The following is a 13060-nucleotide window of genomic DNA, read 5'->3' as shown; positions in this document are numbered from 1 at the left end:
AAATAACTGTTTATTTATTTAGTTTTGTTTTGCTTATCAATTGGTACTGCCCGGGTAGGAGACTCAATTTTGACTGGCCAGACCAATTGAGCTCTTTTCCTGTAAAATTATCGACCCACTGCCCCTGCAACGCTGCTGGCAAGGCAAAGTCCACACTTTCTACACCAAAATTGCCAAGTACCCCTACTTGTTGTCCCTCCTTTTCGAGAACAAAATATTTAACGGCATCTTTCATAGCCGATGTCATAATCGTCCCGTTTTGGAAAATGCTATTTTTGGTTTTGAAACGCGTGAGTTTGGCGTAGGTCTCAAAGAGTTTTTTGCGATCATCTTGTTGTAGATAACTCCACAACAATGGTTTTTCGCCTGTGCGTCCATTTTCATCGATAGATACATCATAGCCGTATTCACCAAACTGCCAGATCATCTTAGGCCCGGGCGAAGCCAATAAAAACACGGCGGCCTGTTCCATACGTTTTAATGCCGTGCTGAGGTTCTTGATGTTATAACTACCTGACGAATTGCCGTAATTCAGGCATTTGAACAGCAGCCGCTGTTCGTCATGACTTTCCATATAAGACACAAACGAAGGTTGTGTCATGCCATGGCCCGAAGGGAATAATCTGCCTAAATCCGAGCCGTTGTTGGCATTCCAGCCCATTGCGGCCTCATTGAAGACCGCATTCATGTTGTTCCATAGCAACATCCCCGATTGCGCAAGTTCGGCCTCTTCCTGATCTCCGCCAAGATGTTCGAGAATAATATAACACGAGGGATCGATGCTGCGAATATGCTGCTGGTATTGCTTCAAGATAGCCACACGTGACGCATCGTAAGCATTCCATGCACTTAAATCACTTTCTGAGGTACCCGAATTTTTCTGTGTAAACCCTTTAGACAAGTCAAATCGGAACCCATCAATCTTGTACTCCTGCATCCAATAGGTCAAAACATCCTTAACAAAAGTCTGTGTATAGCTACTTTCATGGTTAAAGTCGAAGCCAACATTGAACGGATGCGTGGCAACCGTATTGAACCAAGGGCTATTGCCAGCTACGTTGCCCTGCTCAAAATAAAGCTGTACTAGCGGGGATTGACCAAAAGCATGATTAAAAACAACATCCAAAATCACGGCAATACCATTTTCATGACAAGCATCTACGTAGGCTTTCAAGTCATTTTTCAAACCATAATATTTATCCAAAGCGCGGTGGAAAGAAGGATTATAACCCCAGGTCGAATTCCCCTCCGATTCCTGTACAGGCATAAGCTCTACCGCATTTACACCCAGCCGTTTTAAATAAGACAAAGAGTCTTTCAATGTGGTATATTGATGTTGTTTGATAAAATCACGGACCAAGAGTTCGTAAATAACTAAATCACCTTGAGCTGGCTTATTAAATAGCGTGGTTTTCCATGAGTAAGACTTGGCTGGGAGATCCAATACACCAACTACTCCCTGCGCAGCAGCGGGATAAGTGGGTACAGCCGCCGCGGTCAGTCCGAGTGCCGCGTCGTTTTGCGGATCAAGAATCAGCTCAGCATAGGGGTCGGCGATATTCAGCTGACCGTCCACCAAAAACTGATAAGTCTGTTTTTTAGAGAAATCCAGATTCGATACGGTAACCCACCAGGTTTTGCCATCTGGTGTCTGGCTCATCGCATAGGCTGGTAACGCTTTATAGTTATTAAAATCGCCCAAGACATACACACTCGTTTTTAATGGCGCTGTGAGCGCAAAACTGACCTCCCCTTTTTCCCTGTTTATCGTTGTTCCGTTTGGATTGATGCCGATCGGGAGTGCGGCGATGGTAGGTTTTGACTCCACAAATAACTGGGCTTTACTGGAATATATTTTACCCCCGGCCTCAAGACGTGCTTCAAGCTCGTGCAGGCCATTGCTCTGTAGGCTGAGCGATTTTTCTAATGACGGTACCGCAGAAGATTCAGCAAGCAATAAACCATTATCCCAGATACTGATTTTCCCGGACTGCGTTGCCTGTACTTTTAGCTTCAGATTATCCCCAACGGTGTACATCTGTTCCAGGGTAATTGGATCTGTGGGTTGCAGCGTAGGCGAAACAAAACGAATGGCCTGTGTATTGCTCGTTACAAGAGGAAGAAATAGATCTGAATTATTTTTGTTTCGTTGGACCAGCGACCCATCACCATTGCGGACTAAAAGTGCCATCTGACCAAATTCTCCGCCATTAGTCAGGTTAAAAAATTTGGAGGGGGTAAATGTGAATGAATATAAACCAGCAGAAACAAATTTAAGTTTATAGGCATTATCATTTTTAGACCAATCTGTTGCTACATGTTGCCAGCTGCCCCCATTGACAGGAATCAACCCGGTGTGTAGGTACAGGTCGGTAGTGCTTCCTTTTAAAGCCGCATTTCCTTTCGAAAAATCAAATTGAATAGTAATTTCCTGATCCCAGTAGATAAATGGGTCGGAAAGATTGAGCAAACCAGATCCCTGCTGTTCTATAACAGGAGGTTGCTCGACATCCACGATATCTTTCTTATTTGCACATGATGATAATAGGACAATCACCCAGAGATACCCTATTAAACGAGAGATATGCTTCCCCATCGATAATTAGCTTTACTTGGAATCTGAAATTGGGAACGTTCCCGAAATCAAGGTAAAAAGAAATCGCTTATGGCGATTGCTGGATTCCCCTATCCAATATTTTATACAAATTGATTATTTAAATACTTTCGGGAATGTTCCCGAAAGTAATCAAAGCTAAATAATGGGATTACAAAAAACAAATATTTTTTTTCTTATTTCAGGCTAGATTTTTGAAAAATAAGCTGGGAATCAAGGTAAACCGAATTAGCAAACTTAGTATTTTCGGGATCTTCCATCTTATCCAATAGGTATTTTGTTACTAATTGCCCCATTTCATAGGCTGGTTGTTTCACTACGCTCAGTGCCGGGTCAATTAGATCGGCGATATCCAAACAAGAAAAGCAAATGATTTTAAGATCTTCAGGAATACGAATTTCGAGCTGTTTGGCCACCCGTATACTCGAAATAGCAAGACGTTCTACCGAGGCAAATATGGCATCGGGTTTCTCCTGTTCGATCAAGTCGGCGATATCTTTCATATTCTGATCAGCATCATTGACCGTATCCAAAATAAGCGCTGGTCTGATCGGAATCCCCACTTCCTGCAGCGCCTTTTCGTAGCCATCCTTACGCACCTTACCAATAGAGACATTCGGATTAATCGCAAGGTAAGCGATCCGTTTACAGGCATTATCGATCAGGTGTTTGGTTGCCAGGTAAGCTGAATCAAAGTCATTACCCGTAATATACCCCCCCTTCCAATCGTCGTATGCACGGTCAAAAAACATGACCGGAATGCCGCGCTCTGCCAAAAGTTGTAAATGCGAATGGTCTTTACCCTCACCCGAAGCCGAAATGATAACGCCATCCACCCGTCCATTGGCTAGTGAACGTACGATTGAGGCTTCATTTTGCACCTGATGATCCGTCACATAAATCAAGGTATGATAACCCTTGGAGCGCGCCACAGCCTCAATTCCTTTGATGGCTTGCGAGAAAAATTTATTACCAAATTCGGGAATAATAATCGCAATCGTCAGACTTTTATTTGCCTTTAGACTACTCGCATAAACATTTGGCGAAAAACCGATTTCTTCGGCCATAGCCAAAATCCGAGCTTTTGTCGCTGGATTAATGTCCACGTTATCCCGAAATGCACGGGAAACGGTCGATTTTGACAAGCCGAGTTTTTTGGCCAGATCTACTATTGTTAATTGCGACATATCAAGATTCCCTTTGCTGTTCGAATGTAATAATTGTTGGATACAAATAAAGCAATTATCTGTCCAGAATAGCAAATTTTCTTTTCAAGTTCTTCTCGCCACTCATCTTGATGTGCCATTGTTTCGTTGATCTATATAGACATTTAAAAATGACGTAAACTGATGTTCCATATCACTTTCACCGGAGTTCAAGTACTCCTCAATCTGCAATTTTAGCTGCCCCTACATTTTCTATTGATGCGGTTAATAACCTCACATGGATCCGCATCTCCTTTGGGATTCTTTCAAATGAAATCAAGCCCAATATATCGTCTTTCCCTTTAATCGTCAATTTGAATATTTCAAAAGCAGCTTCTTCATCCTAATTGAAGAAATACCTACCTGCCGGTAAGTTCTTGAAATCACTTGTCACAACAGGAGCAATTTCGATTAAATAGGACTGATTCGTAGCAACTTCGAATGCCAATTTCGGCCTGTCAAAAAATTAGTTTTACTTGATACCTTTTTCGGGTTTAGTTATGTCCATTCCTGAAAAAGGTTTACAAAAACCGAATATTAAAATCTTAAATTTAATATTATGAAAAAGCGTATGACAAAACGTAAATCAGGGGGACAGCAAGTTTACAGTGATAGCTTCAAGATCCTCGTTTCCAGAGAATACCTTGCGGGCAAGCTGAGTTATTCGCAACTTGCCCAGAAGTACAATCTTCCGGGGGAAGCCACTCCGCGGTATTTTATGAAATGGTACCAGCAGTGGGAAAACAATCTGGAGCTGGAAGTTTCCCAGACTGTTGAGCCAGAAGACACTGGGGTGAAAAATGAGCAGGATCTCAGGGATGAACTCTTCCAGGCGAACCTCAAAATTACTGCCCTGGAGATGTTGATCAAAAAAGCGGAGGAGCTCCATGGGGCTGATTTTGTAAAAAAGTCTGGGGCCAAATCGTCCAAGAAATGAAGTCGTGTTACCAGAATGTTTCGGTCTCCAGACTTTGTGGACTATTTGGCAGAACAAGGCAATCCTACTATAAATATATGGGCAGAGAACAGGAATACTCCGTTCGCAGCGGGCTTGTGCTGGCGCGGGTACGTGAAATTCGGAAGGACTCCCATCGCATGGGTACCCTTAAACTCCGCAGCATATTGGTCAAAGAAATGGGTAGTGCGATGGTTGGACTGGGAAGGGACGCTTTCTTCAGACTGTTGCGCGAAAATGACCTTTTGGTCAAATGCAAACGCAGGTATGCCATCACCACCCAGTCCGACCACCGTTTCAAAAAGTGGCCCGACCTTGTGCAGCGCAGGCAGGCCCTGCGTCCCGAGCAGATATGGGTAAGTGACATCACCTACATCCGCATCCGGGACAAATGGATCTACCTGTGCCTGGTCACAGATGCCTATTCCCGAAAGATCGTGGGCTACAAACTTACGCACAGGCCAACAGCACAGGCCTGTATATCAGCGCTCAGGATGGCAATATCACATAGAATGTATCCACAGAGCGATCTGACCCACCACTCCGATCGCGGCATCCAGTATTGCAGTACAAATTATGTCACTATATTGCAGGAAAATAGGATTACAATAAGCATGACACAATCCGGAAGCCCGTACGACAATGCCGTGGCAGAAAGGCTAAATGGCATCCTAAAAAGCGAATATCGCATGGCTGAGACCTTTCCAGACTACAAAACGGCACTTGCACAGCTGGTCAAGGCAGTCAATATATACAATCATTTTAGGCCACATATGTCCTGCAATATGATGTCTCCCCAGCAGGCACATCAGCAATTGCAGAACCAAAAAGTTCCCAAAATGTTTCAAAGACGTAACGCTGAGTCAAAAAAGTTCCGCAGCAAAACTAGGGAAACTGTGGTTAGGGAAAGGACAACCGATAACAGTCAGAAAACGGACAATGACAACCAAATCCAGTAGAAAAAATAGGATGTAAAATCTATATAGTAATCTGTTCGGTAAATGTAAACCTATTTCAGTATAAGACATTATAACTTTATTCGATACTTATTCGGTGCTTCTTCGGTACTTGCTCGGTGCTTCTTCGGTGCTTCTTCGGTTGTGAACGAATAAATACCGACTAAGCTCCGAGTAAATTCCGTTTATAAAACGAGTAAATAACGAAGTTGACTATAAGAAAATAGGAGCTCAAACTTATCAAGTAGGCGATTCGATTTCCACACCCTGTTACTGCCAAAAACAGGGTCTTTCGGGATTAAATTGTTGTAGATATATTGATCAATAAACATACAGACCTGACAAAAAATTCTTGTCAGGTCTGTATCGAAAACTTATATTAAAGACTAGAACTTTCTAAAATCCCATTCCCCGCGATAAGGGCGACTGCGCATGAGATTAGCATAGTCATTGTCGAACTGTTCTTTTTGTGGATTCCATTTTAAATCCTTTTGAAGTTCATACGCAATATTGATGGCATTGCACACTGAGCTCGTCCGGTGACCTATTTCAACATCACAGATAGGCTTACTTCTTTTTTTGATCGCATCAACCCAGTCCTGATAGTGATTATCACTATAATACAAACGACGATCAGAAGCAGTCAGTTTAAGATTTGCCAAATTTTCCGGGTTCGATCGGATAAATTCCCGGCTTACTTCAATCTTACCTTTTTCACCGATAAATTGGATCGCATTATGTACTCCCCACTGCACATGGTTTACGCGAACGCCATTGGCATAGCTAAACGAGAGCCCGCTATTGCTGTTGGCCTCCTTGGGTGGATTAAACTGAACAGGGCCCGATTCATCCATACCCAAGGCCCATTGCACGATGTCAAACATATGTGCACCCCAATCGGTGATGTAACCGCCACCAAAATCGCGGTAACCACGCCACCAAGCCCATTTATCGTCCTCTAAAGGTGGGCTTAATATCGGATTATAACCCCGATATGGTGAAGGTCCTACCCACATATCCCAATCGAGATAATCGGGGGCTGGCATGGAGGGAAGGTCACATTGTTTGACCGGTTCGCCCACAGAAACATTGATTTCCTCGATTTTGCCGATATAGCCATTGAGAACCAGTTCTGCTGCCTGTCTAAAATTATAGGAAGAACGCTGCATGCTGCCCGTCTGAAATACACGTTTATATTTTCGGGTTGCATCGACCATTGCACGACCTTCGGCAATGGTCAATGCAAGGGGTTTCTCACAATAAATATCTTTACCAGCTTTAGCCGCATCAACTGCAATCTGCGCATGCCAATGATCGGGTGTAGCAATGACAACAGCATCAATATCTTTCCGATCCAATAGTTCCCGATAATGATGATAGGCCTTGATGTCGGTCTGTGCTTTTGACAATTCCGTTTGTTTTTTCGTTGTCGCAGCAATAAATGCTGCCAACTTATTACGGTCTACATCACAGGCAGCCAGACTTGCAATTTCCTTGCAGCGATTGAGGCCATTCATCAAGGTATAGGATTGTTTTCCGACACCAATAAATCCAAGATTGATACGATCACTTGGCGCAAGAAATCCATTGCCTCCCAACACAACGCGCGGGACAATTGTAAAAGCCAAAGAGGATACAATTCCCTTGGCTATAAATTCTCTTCTTTTCATTCTTTATGGATAGTTTATTTTTCTGCTTGCCTTATACGTATTTATCCGTTTCTTGGCGGCAAAATGGTTTATGTATGGATGATTTGTTCAGGTTTTCTTAAAGATAGTTTATTCTTGTATAGGAACCAAAGTAATCGAAGCAATCTCGGGCAAAGTATCGCCTTCGATGGCTGTAGCCTGCAAAATCACCTTGGTACTGGGCTCACCAATTACTTGCTGGGATACCTCAATGATCCCCATAGCCACTTCCTTAAATTTAGCTTCTTTTTCAGCTACGAATGTCCACTGGATCTGCTGCCCGAGTATCGAGAGTACAATTTTTCCGTGCTGCTTGCTATTCGCCAGATAATTGACGAGCACACGATACTTCCCTGGTTTTTGAATTTTGATATCCCAAAAAACTTTATCCGCAAGGTCTTTCCATTGACCAATGGCGTTCGGGCGGTTTGGATCATGGGTATGTGCACCAATAATTTTTAATCCCTTTCCTTCCTGTAATTTTGCATTATTTGCGTTCATCACGATACGTCCATCTGCCTGTGTTTGGGTCAGGCTTTCCTCAACAATTGGCTTTCCCTGGATTTCGACCACAATAACCTTCGGTCCTTTCTTATTGTCGAAGATATCGACAGGAATTGCTGGTCTTCCGTTTTCTAAAGTGGATTTTAAGTTCATTTTAGGTGAAGCTAGGGCGTAGACAGCCGTCACTTTATTTTTGATGGGCAGATTTATTTTTCCATCGGCCGGACGATCAAAAACATGCAGATACAGCTTCCCATTTTTTTGGGTACAATACCCCCAATCCAAGGCTTGGAAAGGACTCGCGGTGGTACCGTAAATAGATTCGCCATTGACCTTCATCCATTCCCCGATTTGCTCCATAATCCGCACCGCAGGTTCAGGAATGGCTCCGTCACCATCGGGTCCGACATTTAACAGGAAATTTCCCCCTTTACTCACCGTTTCCACAAATAATTGCATGATCTTGGGAAAGCTTTTCCAATTTTGGTCATGGGCGCTATACCCATAACTTTCATTCATGGTATGGCTTACCTCCCAGTACATACCCGGCAAACCTGTTGGTGGAATATATTTTTCGGGAGTTCCGATATCACCGTTCTTATTTTCGAGTCCGTTCCAAAATCGATTATTGATAATAATATTAGGCTGCCATTTGATCAGGTCTGTCAAAATATGCTTTGTCCCCCAGGCTTCCCCCTCATGCTGTTTACTGCTGAAATCGGGCCACAGCACGTCCAGCCGCCCATAGTTTTGTGCAAGTTCCTTGATTTGCCCATAGAGATAGGCTTTGTAACGTTCATGATCTGGCTGATGCTTATTCACATTCGGGTTCAGCTGAAAAGCTTCATAAGAATCGGGATGCTGCCAATCCAAGAGCGAATAATAAGCTCCTACTTTCATTCCCTCCTGACGGAAAGCATCCATAATTTCGCGGTAAAGATCTCTTCCTTTCGGCGATAAATTTGCCGTACCCGTAACATCATTTTTCAAAGCATAAGGTTGCTGGCTATTGAACAGGCTAAAGCCTTCGTGGTGTCGGGAGGTCAGTACCATATACTTCATTCCCGTTTTTTTCGCAAGGCGTGCCCAGGACTTTGGGTCAAAAGAACCTAAAGTAAATTTTGGTTTCAGTACTTCGGCATACTGCTTACTGGGAATTTTCCCCCAGGTTTGTATCCATTCGGCATAATGTTGTGGATATTGTTTCCCTTCAAAAGAACCACCTGCAGCACTGTACAATCCCCAATGGATAAATAACCCAAAACGGGCCTCTTTAAACCATTCCATACGTTTATCTTGCGTCTCCTGCCAACCTGCAACACCTTCATACGGTGGCGATTTGGTCTGTGAAATAGCAACATCGGTCATACACAGCAACATTCCCACAGCTGCTGCACATTTCCATTTAAAAAAATTGATTTTCATCATGATATAGATTTATACATAAAAGTTCATTTATTCGGATTGCAAGCTATCGCCGATCAGAAACCCAACGCTTTAATTTCATCCTGAATAACAGCATATGCTTTGCTTGCATCTTCTACTGGAATTCCCTTGGATAGTCCAGGTCGTTTATGACCTGTATAGGTGAGCCATGCGTCTTTCATCATCGTCTGCCTTTTCAAAACAAGCGTATATAACTGGCGAAGTTTTGGTTGACTGCGCAAATTGTCATCCCATGCGCTTTCAATCGGGAAATCAGGCATCAGGTGCTGTACTATTTCCTTAGCCATTAGCCAATGCCCCAACTCTCCGGGGTGCACCCCATCTGCGGCCAGTTTAAACTGAGCGTCTTTCTCGATCTTAGCTTCCAAGTAACGACGCATGGGAAAATGCAGGTCTATGATTTCCCAGGACTGCATCTTGGCATAGCCGATAAGCCATTCGGCATAACGATCCAATACTTTATTGTAGCCATTGAGCCGAAGCTGCGGATCATCATGCACTGGAGGTGTCATCCATAGGATGCGTTTGACGCCCTGATCGACCAAACGTTTGTGCAAACGGATAATTCCATTTTTATAGGCTTCAAAACGGATAACATCAAAAGGGAGATAAATGCCGTCATTCATACCGTAACAAACAAAAACAACCTCAGGTTTTATTTTATCAAGCACATTGTCCAGTCGATCAAATAGACAGGGGCGTGGAAATTTTCCATCGGCATGATTCGGTTCACTGAGTCCAGAAACGGTCTCACTTGGTAAGCCCGAATTAATAAACTGAGGTTTCCTTTTCGGGTGACTGCTCAGGAATAGACTTTCTGTCATAGCGACATATTGCCCCGCGTAAGTAATGCTATTGCCTAAAAAAAGTACTTTTTGTCCATCGTCCCAGCGAAAATTATCCGTTTTTTTTTGTCCAACCGCTTGCACATACCATATACTAAAGCAGAGCAATAATGGCAAAAAGCGTATTTTTTTTGTTTTTAATAATAGATTCAACATCGTTATAATTGATAAAGCTAATAGCGGGATTAGCTTAGTTTTATTTTTAGCGCATAGCCCAAGCTGCTGTTTTGTATCTTCTTGGGTAATTTCAATTGCAATCCATGGTTATCCTGCTGGAAATCGATCCGACCAAACCCTAGAATTTCCACTGATTTCACTTTAGCCATATTTTGGTTCAGGGACTGTACGTTGACGATTCCATCTTTGGGTACTACAAGAGCCATCGCATATACAAAATCATTCTTCTGTGTAAACCAAAAATCCAAGGCTGTAAAAGATACTTTAAATCCTTCCCTTTCCCGTTGCTCGGTATCTGTTATCCGAACTGTTGTTGGTCCCTCATGCGAAATGGTCCAAGGCGATGTCCCATAAACCGCTTCGGCATTGCGCCGCAACCATTTCCCTAAGATAGCAAGATTTTTCTTTACCGGTGTGGCTACATTTCCTTGTGCATCTGGACCAATATTAAGCATATAATTTCCTCCTTTACTGACAATTTCAAGGAGCCAATACCTTAATTCATCCACATTTTTCCAATCGTGGTCATAAGATTTATAGCCCCAGGAATGGTTGAATGTTCCAATGGCTTCCCAAGGTCTGGTAAAACGCTCAGAAGAGTCAGGAATCCGATTATCCCCAGGAATGGCATAATCGCCCATACCATTGCCAATTCGCTCGGAGACAATAACACGTGGATTACAATCATACACAGTTTTATAGAACCGAAAGCTCTGTTCTGCAGTCATCAATCCCGGCATATCAAACCAGATATATTTCAACTGTTTAAACCGCGTCAAAATTTCCTTTACCTGAGGAATTGCTTTTTCGTTGAGATACGAAGCGAAAGAATTTTCGCTGGGATCCCAAAGATTGACACCGAAAGCATCGGTTTTGGCATGAACAAGATCATGCTGTGCCTTTGTTACCGCATATTGCCCGTCGCTACCATCCCGCCAGTCGATATTCTGTGAATAATAGATACCAAAATCGAGTTTATGCCGAAGACAAGCATCATAAAGTTCCTGAATGATGTCGCGTTTAAAGGGCGTAGCCTGTTTGCTATTGAATGAACTAACCGTTGAACCATATAGGGCAAATCCGTCGTGATGTTTACTCGTCACAACAAGATACTTCATCCCTGCACCCTTGGCCATTTTAACAATTTTATCGGCATCAAAAGATTGCGGGGAGAATTGATCCGCCAATTTTGCATAAGTAGACCGAGGAATTTTTGCAACCAGTTGAATCCATTCAGCAACACTCGGACTACCCAAATCTTCCATTTTTTGCCCATTCCACATCCCAGCTGGAATAGCATACAGTCCCCAATGGATAAATAGACCAAATTTCTGCCGCTGAAAATCTTTTAATGCTTTTGCCTTCTGTCTATTCATCTCCTGCCATTCGTTCATCAATTGCGCACGCTGATAGTTTCGCTTATTCCAGCGCATTAATGCTTCTAGATAATAATAATCTGCGTACACTAGCGGGACGTCAATCTCCCCTTTATGCGGAATACTGCCCACACTATGCTTCAGCACAAACAAACCATTTGCTCCGACCTCACTGGAGTACTGCGGTGACCCCAATGAACGCAAGATCGTTTCGGCAACATCCAAATATTCCTGCTGTTGTCCAGTTCCCATGTAGTCAACCAGTTCCAGCAATGCCGAAGCAGTAACCGCTGCTGCCGACGCATCCCGTGGAATAGTCTCAAAATCTGCTTTGCGATAATTCCAGTTTGGGACAAATCCAGCTTGATTTACATCGAAGTCCCATTGTGGCACCTTATCTTGAGGCAGGCGCGGATGCTTTATATAGAACTCTGCCATTTTTAGTGCAGCCTGTAAAAACTTAGGGTCCTTCGTTTCACGGTACATCACGACAAACCCATACAATCCCCAGGCTTGCCCTCTAGCCCAAGCTGAATTGTCCGAAAACCCCTGTGCCGTTTCCCGGCTCAATACAGCACCGGTATTGGGGTCATAGGTAACCACATGATAAGAACTGTAATCTGCGCGATATTGATTTTTCAGCGTCGTTTCTGCATGTCGAATAGCGGCATTACGATAAACAGAATCCCCAGATAATTTGGAAGCTAAAAAAAGAAGTTCCAAATTCATCATGTTGTCGATAATGACAGGGAATTCATACGTATGTTTACCATCCCAAGAGGAAAAGGTATCCCAAGACTTAATTGCACCAACCTTCGGATTGAAACGTGTCAATAGCGATTTGGCGCTCTGGATTAAAATTGATTTGAATGTAGTATCACCAGTTAACCGATAGGCATTTCCATAACTGCAGTTCATCACGAAACCAATATCATGGTGCTGTGTATTATATTGATTTTGGCACAATGAATTCGTCCATTTTAGTGCAGCGTCCCGCCACTGATCCTCGCCGGTATACTCAAAGACATACCAAAGGCAGCCTGGCCAAAAACCACCCGTCCAGTCCCGGATATCAGTAAAAGTTGTTTTCCCCTTGGGATCTGCCGATCGTGGATACTTACGCAGATCGCTATGATCTTTATACAACAAAGCGTACTGTCGCTGAGCCAAATCAAATCCTTTTTTTACCATATCGCTTGTATCCGCACGTAGAAAAAAAGGATGAAAAAGGCTCAAAAAATAAATAAAGTATAGGCTATATCTAAAAAAAATCATGTTTAGGTTCATTTTATAT

8 protein-coding genes are annotated in these 13060 nt (G+C 43.1%); 2 read left to right on the top strand and 6 right to left on the bottom strand.

The genetic code is table 11. The features are described 5' to 3' along the window. Window positions 1–10: 10 nt before the first annotated feature. On the bottom strand, window positions 11–2596 hold the full coding sequence (locus tag K2F45_RS07575; protein WP_248933276.1) for an alpha-amylase family glycosyl hydrolase: 2586 nt from the start codon (window positions 2594–2596) through the stop codon (window positions 11–13). A gap of 194 nt (window positions 2597–2790) precedes the next feature. After that, window positions 2791–3801 (bottom strand): LacI family DNA-binding transcriptional regulator, encoded by a 1011-nt coding sequence (locus tag K2F45_RS07570; protein WP_075991626.1) that lies wholly within the window; start codon window positions 3799–3801, stop codon window positions 2791–2793. A gap of 577 nt (window positions 3802–4378) precedes the next feature. Between K2F45_RS07570 and K2F45_RS07565 the strand changes: the two genes are divergently transcribed. After that, window positions 4379–4756 carry a hypothetical protein gene (locus K2F45_RS07565; RefSeq protein WP_075993755.1) on the top strand — a complete coding sequence of 126 codons (378 nt, stop codon included), beginning with the start codon at window positions 4379–4381 and terminating at the stop codon, window positions 4754–4756. After that, window positions 4753–5733, top strand: a complete 981-nt coding sequence (locus K2F45_RS07560; RefSeq protein WP_157698357.1) for an IS3 family transposase — start codon at window positions 4753–4755, stop codon at window positions 5731–5733. The genes K2F45_RS07565 and K2F45_RS07560 overlap by 4 nt, the downstream gene beginning before the upstream one ends. Before the next feature lie 383 nt (window positions 5734–6116). Here K2F45_RS07560 and K2F45_RS07555 read toward each other — a convergent pair whose 3' ends face one another. From K2F45_RS07555 to K2F45_RS07540, 4 genes are all read right to left on the bottom strand, one after another. Then, a complete protein-coding gene (locus tag K2F45_RS07555) occupies window positions 6117–7400 on the bottom strand; it encodes a Gfo/Idh/MocA family protein (protein ID WP_075991625.1) in 1284 nt (427 codons plus the stop codon). 108 nt (window positions 7401–7508) lie between these two features. Beyond that, window positions 7509–9350 (bottom strand): alpha-L-fucosidase, encoded by a 1842-nt coding sequence (locus K2F45_RS07550; RefSeq protein ID WP_083663536.1) that lies wholly within the window; start codon window positions 9348–9350, stop codon window positions 7509–7511. A gap of 53 nt (window positions 9351–9403) precedes the next feature. After that, the gene (locus K2F45_RS07545) at window positions 9404–10369 is read right to left on the bottom strand and encodes an SGNH/GDSL hydrolase family protein (RefSeq protein WP_075991623.1); all 966 of its coding nucleotides are present in this window, start codon (window positions 10367–10369) and stop codon (window positions 9404–9406) included. A gap of 29 nt (window positions 10370–10398) precedes the next feature. Beyond that, window positions 10399–13041 carry an alpha-L-fucosidase gene (locus K2F45_RS07540; RefSeq protein ID WP_248933275.1) on the bottom strand — a complete coding sequence of 881 codons (2643 nt, stop codon included), beginning with the start codon at window positions 13039–13041 and terminating at the stop codon, window positions 10399–10401. Window positions 13042–13060: the final 19 nt, after the last annotated feature.

Source organism: Sphingobacterium siyangense (assembly GCF_023277505.1).
Classification (GTDB): Bacteria; Bacteroidota; Bacteroidia; order Sphingobacteriales; family Sphingobacteriaceae; genus Sphingobacterium; species Sphingobacterium siyangense.
Note: the sequence above shows the minus strand (reverse complement) of the source record. Positions and strands in the feature narration are given on the sequence as shown.